The sequence below is a fragment of the Magnetococcales bacterium genome (assembly GCA_015231755.1).
Classification (GTDB): domain Bacteria; phylum Pseudomonadota; class Magnetococcia; order Magnetococcales; family Magnetaquicoccaceae; genus Magnetaquiglobus.
Genome location: JADGAZ010000001.1, coordinates 160,705 through 177,122, shown reverse-complemented (window position 1 = coordinate 177,122; position 16,418 = coordinate 160,705). Strand labels below are relative to the sequence as shown.

Annotated in this window: 16 protein-coding genes; 7 read left to right on the top strand and 9 right to left on the bottom strand. The window is 59.3% G+C overall.

Annotation, left to right across the window (positions count from 1 at the left end; translation table 11 throughout):
• Window positions 1-226: 226 nt before the first annotated feature.
• The 8 genes from HQL98_00840 to HQL98_00805 all read right to left on the bottom strand — a co-directional run bounded on the left by HQL98_00840 (window position 227) and on the right by HQL98_00805 (window position 6,725).
• Window positions 227-1,489 (bottom strand): DegT/DnrJ/EryC1/StrS family aminotransferase, encoded by a 1,263-nt coding sequence (locus tag HQL98_00840; protein ID MBF0270608.1) that lies wholly within the window; start codon window positions 1,487-1,489, stop codon window positions 227-229.
• 676 nt (window positions 1,490-2,165) lie between these two features.
• Window positions 2,166-2,567 (bottom strand): PilZ domain-containing protein, encoded by a 402-nt coding sequence (locus HQL98_00835; GenBank protein MBF0270607.1) that lies wholly within the window; start codon window positions 2,565-2,567, stop codon window positions 2,166-2,168.
• On the bottom strand, window positions 2,567-2,947 hold the full coding sequence (locus HQL98_00830) for a PilZ domain-containing protein (protein MBF0270606.1): 381 nt from the start codon (window positions 2,945-2,947) through the stop codon (window positions 2,567-2,569). The genes HQL98_00835 and HQL98_00830 overlap by 1 nt, the downstream gene beginning before the upstream one ends.
• Window positions 2,948-3,113: 166 nt before the next feature.
• The gene (locus tag HQL98_00825; protein MBF0270605.1) at window positions 3,114-3,830 is read right to left on the bottom strand and encodes a hypothetical protein; all 717 of its coding nucleotides are present in this window, start codon (window positions 3,828-3,830) and stop codon (window positions 3,114-3,116) included.
• Window positions 3,827-4,228 (bottom strand): peptide-methionine (R)-S-oxide reductase MsrB, encoded by a 402-nt coding sequence (gene msrB / locus HQL98_00820; protein MBF0270604.1) that lies wholly within the window; start codon window positions 4,226-4,228, stop codon window positions 3,827-3,829. The genes HQL98_00825 and msrB overlap by 4 nt, the downstream gene beginning before the upstream one ends.
• A 335-nt stretch (window positions 4,229-4,563) precedes the next feature.
• Complete coding sequence (locus HQL98_00815) at window positions 4,564-4,776, bottom strand: cold-shock protein (protein ID MBF0270603.1); 213 nt, start codon at window positions 4,774-4,776, stop codon at window positions 4,564-4,566.
• A gap of 150 nt (window positions 4,777-4,926) precedes the next feature.
• A complete protein-coding gene (locus HQL98_00810; protein MBF0270602.1) occupies window positions 4,927-6,072 on the bottom strand; it encodes a hybrid sensor histidine kinase/response regulator in 1,146 nt (381 codons plus the stop codon).
• Complete coding sequence (locus HQL98_00805; protein ID MBF0270601.1) at window positions 6,069-6,725, bottom strand: Hpt domain-containing protein; 657 nt, start codon at window positions 6,723-6,725, stop codon at window positions 6,069-6,071. The genes HQL98_00810 and HQL98_00805 overlap by 4 nt, the downstream gene beginning before the upstream one ends.
• A 164-nt stretch (window positions 6,726-6,889) precedes the next feature.
• Between HQL98_00805 and tadA the strand changes: the two genes are divergently transcribed.
• Window positions 6,890-8,737 (top strand): Flp pilus assembly complex ATPase component TadA, encoded by a 1,848-nt coding sequence (tadA, locus tag HQL98_00800; GenBank protein ID MBF0270600.1) that lies wholly within the window; start codon window positions 6,890-6,892, stop codon window positions 8,735-8,737.
• Between the two features lie 21 nt (window positions 8,738-8,758).
• Here tadA and HQL98_00795 read toward each other — a convergent pair whose 3' ends face one another.
• Window positions 8,759-8,986, bottom strand: a complete 228-nt coding sequence (locus tag HQL98_00795; GenBank protein ID MBF0270599.1) for a hypothetical protein — start codon at window positions 8,984-8,986, stop codon at window positions 8,759-8,761.
• Window positions 8,987-9,567: 581 nt separating this feature from the next.
• Between HQL98_00795 and HQL98_00790 the strand changes: the two genes are divergently transcribed.
• The 6 genes from HQL98_00790 to HQL98_00765 all read left to right on the top strand — a co-directional run bounded on the left by HQL98_00790 (window position 9,568) and on the right by HQL98_00765 (window position 16,405).
• On the top strand, window positions 9,568-11,265 hold the full coding sequence (locus HQL98_00790) for a hypothetical protein (protein MBF0270598.1): 1,698 nt from the start codon (window positions 9,568-9,570) through the stop codon (window positions 11,263-11,265).
• Window positions 11,266-11,309: 44 nt separating this feature from the next.
• Window positions 11,310-12,569, top strand: a complete 1,260-nt coding sequence (locus HQL98_00785; protein MBF0270597.1) for a TAXI family TRAP transporter solute-binding subunit — start codon at window positions 11,310-11,312, stop codon at window positions 12,567-12,569.
• A 98-nt stretch (window positions 12,570-12,667) separates the two neighbouring features.
• Window positions 12,668-13,297 carry a Rieske 2Fe-2S domain-containing protein gene (locus HQL98_00780; GenBank protein MBF0270596.1) on the top strand — a complete coding sequence of 210 codons (630 nt, stop codon included), beginning with the start codon at window positions 12,668-12,670 and terminating at the stop codon, window positions 13,295-13,297.
• Window positions 13,298-13,360: 63 nt separating this feature from the next.
• Entirely contained in the window at window positions 13,361-13,465 is a 105-nt protein-coding gene (locus HQL98_00775) for a nucleotidyltransferase domain-containing protein (GenBank protein MBF0270595.1), read from the top strand.
• A gap of 355 nt (window positions 13,466-13,820) precedes the next feature.
• Complete coding sequence (locus tag HQL98_00770; protein ID MBF0270594.1) at window positions 13,821-16,196, top strand: hypothetical protein; 2,376 nt, start codon at window positions 13,821-13,823, stop codon at window positions 16,194-16,196.
• Window positions 16,193-16,405, top strand: coding sequence for a hypothetical protein (locus HQL98_00765; protein ID MBF0270593.1), 213 nt, complete (start codon window positions 16,193-16,195; stop codon window positions 16,403-16,405). The genes HQL98_00770 and HQL98_00765 overlap by 4 nt, the downstream gene beginning before the upstream one ends.
• Window positions 16,406-16,418 lie beyond the last annotated feature (13 nt).

Here is a 16,418-nt window from a genome sequence, read left to right as displayed (position 1 = left end):
CACCATCGGCAGAGGTCAAGCCTACTGCGAACAGGCACAAAAAGTAGACTGCTTACAGAGGGAAAGAGCCATTGCTCTGTGGCATTGGCGGGAAAATGATGGCATTCGTCTCTCGATTCAACCGACGGTCGGTCCCCCGAATTTCAGATCACCAGCATTCAGTTAGTGATCTGAAATTCATTATTATTCGTACTATGGCGATGCCAAACCGGGTAAAAAGCAAGGATCAGAAGTTCCTCATGAACGCCGAGAAGATTTCAGCAATGTGATTCAACCCTTGCATCCCGACAGAAGGGTGGCATCCAATAAAGAAACAATGGTCCCGAATTAACTTAGATACAGGTAGATCTCCATGGATGCGATGGTGGAGTCCGACGTACCCGGGTTGATCAGGCAAGCACCCCCCCATCATGGGACGGGTCTCAATGTTGTGCTTCTCCAGAAATTCGCAGAGAGAACGCCGACTAAACGGAGCATCTTTCTGGACCATAATAGGATAGCCATAGTATCCGCACAGATCCCCAGGCAATGGCTGCCAAGGATAGACCCACTGGGCAAAGGGAGACAGAATGGCATCCAGTTGAGCTGCATTCGCACGACGTACTTCGTTTAAGGCATCAAGTTTTCCAAGTTGAACCAAACCGATGGCCGCCGTGATATCGGTCATTCGCATGTTGAAGCCAAGTCGAGTGAAAAGATAGCGCACGTCATAATCTACCAAGTTTCCCACGCTGAGGTAGCGATCCCCAGATCCCATCCAACGACCAAATTCCCGCAGGGAGCGTAGTACCACGGCCCGCTCTTCGCTTTCGGCGAAGACCATGCCCCCTTCTCCGGTAGTAATGTTATGGGCTACATGGAAGCTCAAGGTGCTCAACTGACCATATGTGCCGACATTGCGCCCTTGAGACTGGCTTCCATGAGCCTCACAGCAATCTTCCAGCAAGACCATACCCCGATGTTTGCACAAGCTGGATAATGCCGGCATATCAGCCGGAAACCCAAGGTTATGCACCGGCATCACAACTCGGGTACGCGCACCGATTGCCGATTCCGCCTCGTTCGGATCTATGCACCAAGTCCGTGTGTCACAATCAACATAAACGGGCACCAACCCGAGCTGGTAGATCGGCGAAGAGACAGTGGCGAAAGTGGCTGCAGGACAAATGACTTCGTCTCCAGATTTAACCTCTCCGCTTTCTAATAGACTGGCTAGCGCCAAAAAATTGGCCGATGATCCCGAATTGAGCGCCACAGATGTATGCATTCCCAGGTGGCTAGCATAACTCTTTTCAAATGTTTTGGTATGATAGCCCTGGGTCAAGCGCAAATCAAGCAGACATTGTAAACCAGCTTTCACCTCACCAATGTCATAGGCAGGCCAACCTACGCTGATCCAACCCTCCGGGCGATTTGCGGCCTCCGTACGGCGCCGGGCGTCGAACTCTCCCTGCAACATTTGCAACAACTCTACACTTAGATCCGCCATCTTCAATCCTTTTCTTCATGTTTGTTCACAACAAACTAATAACATAAGATCTTCCGGTAAAAATGGTAAAAAAAATTATCTGATCCGGTTCTGCCAACATCAAGCTTTTTCTGAGGGAAGCGTACCAGAATCACTCCAGATACGCTTCCCTCAGAAAAAGCCCAAAAATCCACCAGGAACAGCACGATATTAGCACCTTTAGGGCAAAGAAGTCAAGAGCTTAAATTCAGGACTTTCCCCAAAAATTTTCACCCAAAATCGAAGGCCATCTTGCTGCTCTCTGACGCTGCCGAGATCGGTCCACGCTTTGGATATCGGGCACAGACTTCCCAGACACCATCCGCCAGGGCGTAGAATCGAAAATCCAGGATGCCGAACACCAGTTTGGCTGCCTTCATTGAAATGAGTAGCCAGGATGTCCAATTTGAGCTTGTCCCCCAGGATCTGTAATAGGCAAGGCTTAATCTGACGTTTCTGGTAGGATGGATGGAAACCAACCCTAACAGTCCGTTGATAAAACCGTTTCTCTCCTTCTATTTCCCACCCATCTGCCCAGCGCCATCTCTCCCTCCTGTCAGGTTCAATGGCAACAGCATACCAAATGATTTAAATTTTATCAAAAGGCTGATAGCATCACCTCCTGGGAGACAGGACATGGATCCAATGTCAACACGACCTAAGAACCCAAATGGGTCGAGGACATTTCATTGAAGACGTAGTTGGTGATGGCATAACCCAGGATGGCACAATCCTTGGTGAGCAGCACGCCGACTCCGGTGGGGGTCTGGCGGGTCACGCGGCATTGGAAGGTGTATTGATCCTTGCCAAGTTGGATGGTCCCCTTGCCGCACCGGTCCACATAGACGACGCTTCCGGGGCGCATGACGACAAAAAAGCCGGTCAGGCTGACATCCTCCGAGTATCCTTGCAGCGTTTCTCCATCATCGAGGCTGAGGGTGACCGGAAACTGCATGCCATAGCGTTCGTGACGCCGCTGATTGGAAGGTTTCTGGAAGCGATTGCTCCGGGATGCCGTAGCGCCCGCTTGGAATTTCGGGCCAAACGAATGGGATTTCATCACGTTACCCTTGAGTCGGAGGAGCCTGGAGGAACGGGGCTGGCGACATCTCCAGCCTGGAGATCGGTCAACACGGTTTCGAGGGACTCATCGGAGTCTTGAACTTCCAGACCCATGCCATTGGACTGGAGGTGGACCACCCGACACGAGAACTCCTTGCGGAGATTGAGCACGGAAAACCGGAGGGTGCCGGTATCACCGACCGCAACCCCGGCAGGTTGACCGGCGGTGATCAGGAAAAGACCTTTCAAGGAGAGATCCTGGGTGGTCCCGGAAACCGCATGCCCCCCGGACAGCACCAGTTCAGCCTTGTACCGGAACCAAACCCGCTCATGCCGCCGTCGCGAAGAGGCAACCGGTCTTTCCCGTTCTTCATACATGCCTGTCCCCTGGTGGTCTCATACGGTCGGCAGTACAGTCGAATCCGGCCTGAGGGGCTGTCATCTACCATACCCATACACAGCAGGTCCTGATTTCAAGATCATCTTTGAACGATCTTCTCACAGGGGCACCCCCCGGATCAAGATGGCGCAACGTCCCACAGGGTCAATACCCGGTCTTGCCATCCTCGGCAAACGGGGGTCGACGGTTGACCAGGGCTTCGAGCATGAAAAGCTCCTCGTCGGTATGGTTGATCATGGGGCCTTTGCGGATCGAGGCGTCCGGGGAGAGATAACGGGCCGAATGATGACGGGCTTCCAGGGTTTCGGCGACGCGGGGGGAGGCATGCATGCGGATGTCCACCCGACCGTAACACAAACACAGGTAATCCTGCTCCGGGGCCACATGCAGAAACAAACCGGTACCCCGAATCCCAATGGTGGCGGTGGGAGTGATCAAGGTCCGGGAGCCGGCGCCGAACACCGACAAGGCGCGACCGGAGCGCAGGGTGAAACCCGTTGTCCTGGACATCGGATCCGCTTGCGCTGGTTTCTGCGGGGTGGAGCGGGATTCCGGCTCCGGGGTGGGTGTGGGGGTTGCAAGCGTCTCGGCGTGAAAGGAAAGAACCGTATTCTCCCCCAGCAAAAAAGCATCCTCACCCATCACCAGCACCATCCGACCCTTGGGTCCGGTGGTCACCGTATCCCCGGGTCGAACCAGGCCATCGACTCCCAACGGTCCCCCATCCAGGCGAGCCTCCCCTTCGATCCGCCGCACCCCCTGGCGAATCGGCAACGGCGCGCATCCCCCCTGTCCCAAGGCCACCCCCAAAAGCACGCCCTGCAACAAAAAAAGCCGCCTCGAACAATCCCGACCGTTCAACCCGCCTCCTCCGGCACGAACATCAGCGCCAACCCGTTGTTGCAATAACGTTTTCCCGATGGCGACCCCGGATCGTTGAACACATGTCCCTGATGCCCCCCACAGGCCGCGCAGTGGTATTCAATGCGGGGGATGAACAACTTGTAGTCGGTACGGGTCTCCAAAGCCCCGGGAATGGACTGGAAGAAACTGGGCCAGCCCGTGCCGCTGTCGTATTTCATGGAGGCGGTGAACAGTTCCTGTTCGCATCCGGCACACACGAAACGTCCGGGGCGGCGCTCCCCATTGAGGGGACTGGAAAAGGGATGTTCGGTTCCCTCGCACCGCAACACCTCGTAGCGCTCAGGGGCAAGAGACCGACGCCACTCCTCCTCGGTTTGCTCACGATTGCGACTCATCACACCCCCTTTATTTTTTGGTGCCGGGCGGACACGGCCCGATTGATCCCCATCCGTATTGAAACAAAAAAATCACATCATGACCGGAAACCCGCACCTTCAACAACCGCACACCACCCCATTTCAACTGCGATTGATCATACCGTTTTGCCCATGCTCGCGTAAAGAGTTGTTTACAAGCCGATTCAAAAGGAGGCCAATCCCTTAAAAAACCAACCAGTCAACTATATGACCCTCAAAAAATATATCACCGCCTGCTTGCGGCCCATCCGGATTCAAAACGCAAGGTGACCGACAAGACCTCAGAACCGAATCCCGCCGGTCACCCGCAAAGCTTACAGGGTCACGACGTTTTCCGCCTTGGGACCCTTGTCACCGGCGACGACATTGAACTCCACCCGCTGACCTTCGGCCAGGGTACGGAATCCGCTGCCGGAAATGGCGCTGAAGTGGACGAAGATGTCCCCCTTGCCGCCAGCACGCTCGATGAAGCCAAACCCCTTACCTTCGTTGAACCACTTGACGGTTCCAGTCTCACGATCTGCCATGGTACTCTCACTTCACTCCTGATGGTTGCTAAACATTTTGGCAGAACGATCCTTCAGCATGCGGGTAAGGCTTTGCTCTCGATACGACTGCCGACTCAGACTATATATATAACACAATCACCACCCCAGGTAAACAAGATTTTCATCCCTTCACACCGACCTTGTTGGCGGAACAACCCGATCCAGGTCGTGCATGGGCAGAATGGTTTCCACCAGGGTCCAACCGGGTCGGGAGAGATCCAGGCGGATGGATCCCCCCAGAGTCAAGGCGATGAGCCGGGCGGAATAGGTCCCCAGTCCAGTGCCGCGTTTTTTGCCAAATGTTGAAAATTTATTGAAAAATCGCTCACGAATTTCCAAAGCCACCTCCCCGGGATTGCCCACGCCGATCACATTCCAAGGTTCCCGACGCTCCAGCGAGACCCATACCACCCCTTCGGCAGTCGCGGCTTCCACGGCGTTGCGGATCAGATTCGACACCATGGCCCGCAGCAACAACGGATCTCCCGCCACCATGAACCGTTGTTCCCCATTGCGTTCCAGCACTTTTTCTCCCAGGCGCACCTCGAATCGCAAACAACGTTGCCGCAATGCATCCACGATTTCGAGACGAATGCCTTCCAACAACTCCACCAGATCCACAGCCACCGGCTCGTAAACGTAGTCGCCCCGTTCCATCTTGTACAGATCCAGGGTACGGTTGATCTGTTCGAGCAACAAATACCCGGATTCGGCCACCATGCGCAGCAACTTTTCCTGATGGCTGGAAAGCTGCAATTCGTGCAACAAAATCTCCGGTGCCGCCACGATGGCGTTCAGGGGACTCTTGAGATCATGGCGCAAAATCTGATCCACCACTTCCCGTTGCAAGGCGGCCTCCTTGAGTTCCGCATTGCGCCGTTCCAGTTCCCGCTGCGCCTGACGCAACGCCAGATGGGTCCGCACCCGGGCCCGCACGATGGGTCCGCTCACCGGCTTGGTGAGATAGTCCACCGCTCCCAGATCCAACCCCCGGGTTTCATCCTCCTCGCTGGTGCGCACGGTCACGAAGATCACCGGAATAGCGCTGGTGCGAGGATCGGCCTTGAGCCGCTCGCACACCCCGTAGCCATCCAGACCCGGCAACAGGATATCCAACAGAATCAAATCCGGTTGGGGGGAGGCAGCCGCCAACTCCAAAGCCGCCGGACCGCTCTTGGCGAACACCAGATCGTGTTCGGACCATAAAATCTCCCGCAACAGTTGCAGATTGGTGGCTTCGTCATCCACCAGCAAGATCGTGTGGCGCCTGTTCAAGATGACCCTCCCGGATTGATCCGTCGCAACGCCACCAGGAGGGATTCCAATTCCAGATCCTCCAACATTTCCAGCCAGCGCGCCAGATCGACCCGGGAGACCACACCCGCACCGCTCAACGCGCACAATCCCTCCTCCACCCCCTGGATCCGTCCCAACCTCAAACGATCGATCATCTCTCCGATCCCCACGTTCGCCTCCCGATCCAACGGATTCGGCACGCTCCCCCCGCACCGCTCCGACTCCCTGATTGCCGCCTCATGCCGCCTCCACCCCCCCGACGCTCCGACCATGCCAAGCAAGGCCGACTCGAACGCCGCGATCCGGAAAGCAAGCCCCTCGGGGGAGCACTCGGTGGTGATCATATCGACATTCAACGCCGATTCCAACTCCCGGGCCGCTTTTTCCAACCCGACCGCCGCCACGGCGGCCGCTCCCCCCTTGATCGCGTGGACCACGCCCCTGGCCCCCTCCCGATCCCCCCGTTCCACGGCCCCACGGACCAACGCCCCATCCTGGGCATGACGACGCACAAAACCGAGCAACGCCTTCCGATAGGCCGCCTCGCCTCCCCAACGCGCCACCCCGGCCCCCCAATCCACCCCCAAAAGCCCATCCGGATCCGGGCGGGCGACACCTGGACCATTCTTCATTGAACCACCCATTCCATAAATGATAATCTTTTCGTGCTCACACAATAACCACCCATCCATCGGGACGGATCGCTCCACTCCCTTGCCAAAACAGTCTAAAGACAAATGCCCAAACAAGACAGAATTTTCCATCCGGATCGACCGCTTCCCCTCAGCAGGCCAGCATGAGCCAGGGAAACGACGCCACCCATCCTGTCCGCACCCCCACGCCGCCTCCCAGCGATCAGCGCCTGCTCTCCGAACCCCGATATCAAGGATTGCGGGATCATCTGGCGCGCCATGATCTGGTGGAACCCCGCACCTTGGCCCGTCTGTTGGGTCACCCCCTCACCGAAGAGGAGGTCGGGCTGGTCCAGTTTCTGACCCAGACCCAACTCATCTCCCCGGAGGAGATGAAAAACGCCAAAGAACGCAAACGCACCCGCAACGACCTCTCTTTGGCCGACGCCCTGGTGGAGTCCGGCTCTTTGGGAGAAGTGGCCCTGGCCATGGGACTGGCGGCGGTTTCCCGACTCTCCTTTTTCGCCTTCAAGCCCGAAACCGCCGACAGCACCGCAACCCGGCGTCTCGATGCCCAAACCGCCCTTTCCTGGCGGGCCTTTCCGGCCCGTTTTCAAGGAGGCGTGCTGCTGCTGGCCACAACCGATCCTCGGCGCATCGACATCGAAGAGGCCACGGCTTTCATGGATCATCCGGTGCGGGTGGGCGTCGCTCCCGCCTCCACCATTCTCCAGGCCATCGACCTGTGGTACGGGGGGCCGAAAGGACGCCAAGAGCACACCCTGTCCGAAGAACTGGATCTGCGGGGTGCCCTCGACAAGGGGGAACCGGCCATCTCAGGATCCGACGCCACCACCCTGATCAACCGGATATTGCTGGCCGCGGCCCGCATGAAAGCCAGCGACATCCATCTGGTGCCCGACTCCCGGGCCATGCGGGTGGATTTCCGCCTGGACGGCGCCATCCAACCCCAGACGACCATCCCCCTCAATCTGGCCGGACACGTGGTGTCACGCATCAAGGTGCTGGCGGGTCTGGATATTTCCGAGCGTCGTCTGCCCCAGGATGGAGCCATCCGCGCCCGTCTGGCGGACCGGGAGCTGGATCTGCGGGTATCGGTACTCCCTGCGGTGCGGGGGGAAGCGGTGGTGTTGCGGCTGCTGGATATGCAAGTAGGCATCGTCAAACTGGAGGAACTGGGCTTCGACACCCCAGACCGGGAACAACTGCGCCGGGCGTTACGCCTGCCCCACGGCCTGATTCTGCTCACCGGCCCCACGGGCAGCGGCAAATCCACCACCTTGCGGGCGGCGCTGGATTACATTCTCTCCCAGGGCAACCGCCACATCCTTACCGTGGAAGATCCCGTGGAGGTCAAGATGGACGGCATCACCCAGGTCAGGGTACATGAGAAAATCGATTTCACCTTTGCCCGGGCCTTGCGACACTTTCTGCGCCACGATCCGGACGTGATCATGGTGGGGGAGATCCGGGATGGAGAAACCGCCCGCATCGCGGTTCAGGCCGCCCTCACCGGCCATCTGGTGCTCACCACCCTCCATACCAACGACGCCCCGGGGGCCGTGGCCCGACTGCTGGATATGGGGGTGGAGCCTTATCTGCTCTCTTCAGCAATAACCTTGGTAATCGCCCAAAGACTGGCTCGACTCTTGTGCCTCCACTGCCGCCGTCCGGCTCCCATCACCCCGGAAGAACAGCAATGGCTGCTCTCCATGGGGTGGAACGGCCCCACACCGACCACCCTGTGGCATCCCGTGGGATGCGGGGATTGCAACCGCACCGGATTCAAGGGACGTACCGTGCTCCATGAATTTCTGCCCATCGACGACGAACTGCGGGGCATGATCGCCCGTCGCGAAAGCGCCTCCGCGCTACGGGCCGCCGCCAGAACCCAGGGCTTTCTACCCCTGATCGCCAGCGGAATCGGCAAGGTTCTGGCGGGGACCATCCCCTTGAGCGAAGCCACCGCCCATCTGGATGTATTGAGCTGAAAATCCATACCCCACAAAGGGTCAGGCGTGACGGTTCACCCAATGAATCGCATCGCTGGGCAAGGTGCGCTTGTTGCCGGCCTCGTCCATGTAACCGATCCGGCCCGACTTCAGCAACACCACCACCCGTCTTTTCGCCTCGTCTTCGGTGACGCCGGAAACCCGACTCAACCAGCTCATGTGATACTGGAACAAACCGAGCAAGAAATCGGGGGTCAATCCCATCGGCAATTCGGTCTCGGTTTCCATTTTCCCCTCATCTCGGGCGACAAGGGGCGACCTGCCCCGGACCTTCGACCAACAGCCGAACGGTACCCCATTGGAAACATCCCTGCGGATCAGCTCCACGGCACACCTCCACCTTCCCAGAAACGAATCCCACACCCCCCATCTCCCCCCGGATTTGAGAGTGGTCCTGCATTGCATTAATCCTTCTTCGCGATGCAGCATAAGACCATGAATCACGCGGGGTCAATCTCTTTTCTACACAACACACAAAAAAATCAAAGTTTGACATGAGTTTTTCTCATTTATTTTTATTCATAAAAAAATAATAAAAAACGTGTTGTTATAATTTTTTTATGCTATTATCTATTTTATACTATTTCTAAAGGAATCGAAAAATTCAAAAACCTTACAAAAACAAAGAGGAAAATACCCCCATCAAAAAATAATTGTGAATGTTTATAAGCATATAAAATCACCTCTGGTCCCATGCGTGAAAAAAATCCCTGTCACGCAATACGGACTCGCATCACACCCGACAATCTGTTAGATTAACAACCATCGGACATACCATTCGACAGCGTTACGAAAGAAGCCAAACCCGCATGAAAACCATCGTCGCCTGTCACCATTGCAAAGCCAAATTCAAAACCCTGACCGATCATGTACCGGCTCATGGCCGTCCTTCCCCGTGCCCGTTATGCCGGGAACCCCTCGTCCTGTGGAGAGCCGACGAGTACTATCCGGAACATTTTTCCAAAGAATTGAGCTTTTTTCTGCTGCATTGCAAACAGGCGACTCCGGCCCGGGCGGTCAAAACCGAACTGGAACACCTCACCGCCCTGGAATCCTGGCTCCGATCCCACCACAAAACCCTGGCCAACGCCACCAAACCGGATCTGACACTGTATTTAGAGGAAATCCGCACGGGCCCCTCCCGCCAGGAAACAGACGCCATCCATGACTCCTTGTACCGCTTCTACGAACTGCTGACCCAACACGAGTGGATCCGCGCCAATCCCCTTTCCGCTTTGCGCGCCTCCCCCCCGGCACCCCCTCCGCCCCTGCCGAAACCGGAACCGGCATCCCCCTCCGCCCCACCCCCTCCACAGCCAAGAGGCAACTTACGTTTGGTCGGACTGGCACTGGGGTTGGGCGGAATGCTGGCGGTGGCCATCCACTTTCTGGCCCCGGCCTGGTCCCCCTTTTTCCCCCCCCCATCCCCCTCCGCCCCCCCGGGAGTCAAAACCGAGGCCGCCAGGGAGAGCGCGCTTCCCGCTCCGACAGCCGATCCTCTGGGAGAAGAGACCCGCCGGCAACAAGCGGAAATCGATCGCTGGGCCGAAGAGGTGGTGCGAAGGGCCCAATACATCCGGGAGGCCGATCGGGCCATTCTGGCAATCCGCCGGGAGCGCGACCAGGAACACAAGCGGCAACTCGAACAAGAGCAGGAAAAAGAACGTCTCAAGTCCCGGGAGGAGTCCCAGCGCGCCACCCAGACAACCAAACCCAAAGATCCCCCCAAAAACCACTGTCTCAGCGGCAATTGTCGCGACGGCACCGGACATTTCCGCTTTGACAACGGGGACGAATACCAGGGCAACTGGCGTTCCGGTCAACGCCACGGCACCGGAACCTACACCTACGCCAAAGGGGAAAAATACAGCGGCTCTTGGCGTCTCGACCAGATGGAAGGGCAAGGAACCTTTTACTACAAGGACGGCAGCCGCTACGAAGGGGAGTGGCGCGGCAATCAGCGCCACGGCTCCGGTACCCTGATTCAGGCCAACGGGGACAAATATGTCGGGGAGTGGCGTCAGGACAAACGCTATGGACACGGCACCCGACATCTGGTGTTCGCCGATCACCTCGCCAGACAGCAACAGGCCGCCGAACTGGAAGAAAAACGGGCCGAGGCGGAACAACAGCAGGCCCGAATCGCCGAAGAGCAGCGCCAATCCGTGGAACAGGCACGGTTGCAAAACAAGACCGGCTGTGTTCAAGGGGATTGCCAAAACGGCCAGGGGGTGTACATCTATCCCAGCGGCGACCACTACTCCGGCGCCTGGTCCAACGGCAACCGGCACGGTCTGGGAACCTACATCTTCACCAGCGGTGACCGCTACTCCGGAGAGTGGCAGCACAACCAGAAACACGGCCAGGGGAGCTACCGCTTTCAGAATGGCCAACAGTACGACGGTGGTTGGCAGTTCAACAAAAAACACGGGGTGGGAACCATCACGTTCGCCAACGGCCTGCGGTTGCGCGGGCAATGGGACAACGGCCAACAAATCGGTCAATAAGGGCTGAAATGGACGGGATCGGCAATCAGGGGAGTCCGGATAGCATGCGCAACGTGAACAGAATCGCTTTCGTGTCGCTGGTTTTGCTGCTGGCCACAGCCGTCGGGGCCGAGCCACTGCCGGGAACGACCCCCGCCGGCAATGCCCCGCTCCGGGAGATCAAACCCGGACACCCGTTGATCACCATCGCCTCCGGGGAGATCGGCGGACTGTTCTACCCCACCGCCGGAGCCATCTGCCGGGCGCTGCTGAAAAACAGCGCTCAGGCCGGAATCCAGCATCTGCATTGCGGGGTGGAGCCTTCATCCGGATCCACGGACAATCTCACCGCCCTGGCGGACCGGGAGGTGGAGTTGGCCATGGCCCACTCCGACGCGATTCGCAACGCCTGGGAGGGAAACACCCCTTTCCCCCGCGCCATCAAATCCCTGCGCAGCGTGATCACCTTGTACACCGAATCCTTCACCCTGGCGGTCCCGGCCAAGGCGGGCATCAAAACCCTGGACGACCTCAAGGGCAAACCCCTGCATCTGGGGCTGTCGGATCCCACCCTGGAACACACGGCCCGGGAGATCCTGAACGCCTGCGGATTCAAACCCGAAGAGACCATCTTCCAGCCACTGGCCCACGAAGCCATTGCCACGGCCTTGAAGAACCAACAGATCCAGGCCCATCTGTTCGTGGTGGGCCATCCGGATGAACGGGTCTGGAATCTCGCCTCCTCCGAGGCCCTGACCCTGGTGCCCCTGACCGGCAGTTGTCTGGAACCCCTGTTGGCCAAAACACGCCATTACGTCAAGTCGGTGATTCCCGGCGGCCTGTATCCCGGCTTGGATAACGACACTCCCACCCTGGGACTGCGGGCCACCCTCATGGCCAGTTCCGACACCCCCGAAGAGTTGGTCCACGCCCTCACCAAAGCCGTGGTGGAAAAGCTCTACCGGTTCCGCAGCGCCCAGCCGGATGTGGAAGCCCCGGATCCCCGTTCCCTGTTCGAGGGACTGGTGGCGCCGTTGCACCTGGGAGCTTTCCGTTATTTCCAGGAGTTGCGGGTGCTGGAGTTCAAGAAATCCGGCGTGGACATTCTGTCCAGGCTTCCTCCCTGCATCGACCGGGAGGGCAATACCCAGGATCTGGCCCTGAACCCCAAAGCCAGCGAGGCTCTGAAAGCCTTGCACCCCCCCATCGGCGGACCCCGGAATGGAGAGGCGGGCATTCCCTTGACTCTGGCCACCTCGCCGGCTGCGGCCAAGTCGGGCTCGGCCCACTGGCTGGTGGTGGAGCCGGGACGACAACCGGGGTGAACCACACCCGCGTTGACCGCTACACCCATCCGGGTTAATCTTGATCCGGATCAATCTTCACTCTTTCATTCTCCATCATCCGGAAGGAATCATTCCTCATGTCCAAAGCCCTCACCTATCTGGCCAAGACCCGACCCGAGGCGGCCACCCATCTGCTTGGTTTCTACAAACACAGCGTCCAGGCCTTAGACGACAAGACCCGTCATCTGATCCAGATCGTCACCAAGGTGACGGTCGGAACCGAGCGCGGTTTGCGCCAATACGCCCCCAAAGCCCTCAAGGCCGGCGCCAGCCGCGAAGAGATCCTGGACGCCGTGCTGATGGCCTTTCCCGCGGCCGGACTCAATAAAGTCCTCGACGCCATCGACATCATGCGGGAGATGGATCTGCTGCCCGAACCCCCGGACGCGGCCCCGACCGTCAACGCCGATAAGCGGCTCGGCGCCCTGGAAGAGTTCCCCCTGCAACGCATGCATGGTCTGCAACGCCCGGAAGCCAATCTGATCGTGTACCGAACCACGGCGGACAGCGCCACGGTTTACAGCGCCCGTTGTCCCCACTCCAAGGCCAACTTGTGCCGGGGCACGGATCACGGCACCACGGTGGAATGCCGGGTCCACAACTGGACCTTTGATCTGGCCACGGGCCATTGCGTGGAGCCCCAGGGCGGCGCGGGCCTGGAGGTGATCCCCTCGGTGGTGCGAGACGGTCAACTCTTTCTAGCCTGAGATTCCACACCCCATGGATCCCACCCCGCTGGTCACCCGACTGCTGGACCGCATCCCCCATGTGTGGGCGGTCTGTGGTATGGTTTCGGCAGCCGGGTGACCGGCGGGGCGGACGATGAAAGCGATCTGGATCTGGCGATTCTGACCCCACCCGCATCGATCCGCTGACATCGATCCCGCCTTGTCCCTGGCGCAGCAACCCATTGGTGGGCTTCAAAAACATCGCCATTCATAACGATCAAGCAGTCCACTCTCCCATCCCTGTCACAATCATTAACGAACATCTGAATGATCTGCTGGACTTTTCCCAAGACATGCCGCAGCACCGCAACGCCCCTTGAAACCCTCTGTTCATCCAGATTGGCACGTTTTTCTCAAGACCTCCCTCACCCAAGGGAACCAGGTGACTTGGTGTCATTCCAACTCGAAAAGACGGTTTGCCGAATCGACCATGGAAACCAACCCGACCGTACCCCAAGGCCTGCATCCGGAGCGTGATCCATTCCACCCGGAAAGCCGGCCCATGGCCAAAAAGACCCTGAGCAAACGCGCCCGCGCTCCGGAAGAGTTCCCGCCGGCGCGCTCTGTGGAGCCAAACGAATCCACCCTGGACCGGGCGCGGGAGATCGCCGCCAAGGGGATGTTCAAAGAGGCGCTGCTGTTGTGGGAGCGGGCCAGCCGCCAAGGGAACGCGACCCCTCTGCATCCGGCCACCCCGCTGGTGTGGATGATCAACGCCCGGCAGTATCCCAGGGGTGCGCGCCATTTCATGACCCACGAATCGGTGCTGCGCTACGATCATCCGGCGTTGTGGTCTTTGACCCGGGAACTGTTTGCCGCAGCTGCCCTCACCGCCGACCCGGAATCCCGACTGCTGCCTCCCTGGAATCTCCCCCCCTGGCACCACGCCACCACCTTGCATCAGGCCATGCAGGCCCTGAAGCAAGGGGAGGAACTGATGGTCCAGACCCTGTTGACCCCCATCGGGGTGGATTCCCCATTTCTGGCCTGTCGCCGCGTCATGGAAAGCCTGATGATCTCCACCCAGGCTCCGGAACGGATTCTGGGTCTGCTGGCGGAGATCCCCGACTCTTCCCCCTTCGCGCCTTTGGCGGCTTTGGCCCGTGCCCGCGCCCTGCCCCCCGAACAGCGGGTGGCGCTGCTGCTGGACCTGCCGACAGAAGAACGGGCCACAGGGGCGCGTCTGTGCGGCGCCCAGGAAAAATGGATCAAGCTGCTGCTCAAGCTGGAGCGCACCACGCCGCCAGGACGACTGCTGGAGCTGCTGTTGAGCCACGCGGAGTTGCTGCCCCGGGTCCAGACCCGGGCCGCCTGCCTGAATCTGCTGCCGGAGAGCCTGGAATCCCGTGGCTCCTTTGAAAAAAAACTCGGGCCTTTGGAAGAGTGGGAACGGGAACGGCTGTTCGCGTTGCATCACGAGCGGCAACGCTCCTTCGCCAAGGCGGTGGGCTATTGGCGCAAGTATCTTTCGTTGCTGGAAAACAGCCCGGAAACCGAAGAAAACCGGCTCAAAATCGCTCTGCTGTACCGGCGCATGGCCCAACTGGAACAGCGGGAGGCCCATCCTTCCACGCCCCAGATTCTCCAATATCTGGAAAAGAGCCTGGAATACGATCCGGACCACAAACCCACCTGGCAGGAACTGCTCCACACCCGCAACCGTCTGGGACGGGAGCGGGCCACGTTCCACCGGCTGGCGGATCAGGCGGCGCGACGTTTTCCCGACGACGAAGGCATTCTGGCCTTCGCCATGGCGGCGGCCATGGAAAAGGGCAGTTTCAAGAAGGCGTCCGGGATGGCGCGTCGCATCCACACCCTCAATCCCGGCCATGACGACATTCTCGCCACCCGCTTGAGCGCCCATCTGCAACACGCCCGCAAACGAATTCTGGAAGGGGAGTTCGCCGTGGCCCGTCGCGAACTGCTGCGGGCCGAACGGCTGCGGGCGGAAGGATCCCAACCCCTGGGGCTTTTGGCGGCCATGCTGGAGTTCCTCGCCGGGGATCCGGACCGGGGGGAGGAAATCCTGGAAAAAGGACGCCAGCAGGCGTTGCAAAAGGCGGTTCACGCGGTCAAGGCCTTCCTGGAGGCCTCCATTCTGCGGGTGCCGCCGCTGATTCTGGACGGGTTCCGCCGTGACCTGATCCGCTGCGACGGACTGGCTCCCAACCGGGATGAACTGGTGACTCTGGCGGGCATCATCACCCGCTCCTTTTCCACCCAGCCGGACGCCACCAGCGAGGCCATCACCCTGCTTTCCGGTTATTTCCGGGCCGGGGCCAAACTGACCTTCGACCCCGGGGAGAGCCGGCTGCTCTGCGAGGCCCTGTCGTTGACCCGTCGCCATGCCCTGCTGGCCCTGTACGCCCGGGTCGCGGAAAAACGGTGGCCGGATGAACCGGTTTTCATTTATTACCGGGCCAGGGGCCAATGCGAAAACCAGCCCTGGCGACTCCTGGACGACGATTTCCAACGTCTGCTGGCGGCCAAGGAGGAAATCCAGGACAAGGATCCCGCCACCGCGGCCATGATTCACACCCTGCTGGCCATCCCTGCGGATCGGCAACCCTTTGATCCGTTGCGCAGCGTGCCCCTCTCCCCGGCCCGGATTCCCAAGCCGTTGGAAAACAAGCTGCTGCGGGAACTGCGTGCCCGGCTGCGGGATGAAATGCGCTCGCCCCAAGACGAAAACGCCATTCGGGAGACCCGCAACCGATTGCTGGAAACCCTGGCTCCCACGGAATTCGGTCAACGGGGACCGGCGGTCCTGGGTTATCTGCTGGACCGGGCCTTCAAGCTGAAGCCCCCCCGTCGTTCCGGGCACCGACGACCAACCCCCATCCCCCGGCAACTGGAAATGGATCTGATGACGGAATGAACCACATCCACCTCCCCTCCTCCCCGTCGCCGGAAACCCGGGACGCTCTGCGGGAACGGCTGGCGCGACAACTCTTCGAGACCGATGCCCCGGAGATTGCCGCCCTGCTGGCCCCTGGCCCCTGGAACGGCTCACCCCCACGACCGGAGCCCGCCGAGCTGCTGGCTCCGTTGAACGCGGGACTGAAGCGGTTCCGGATCTCCTGGTAATTCCCCGGAAAAT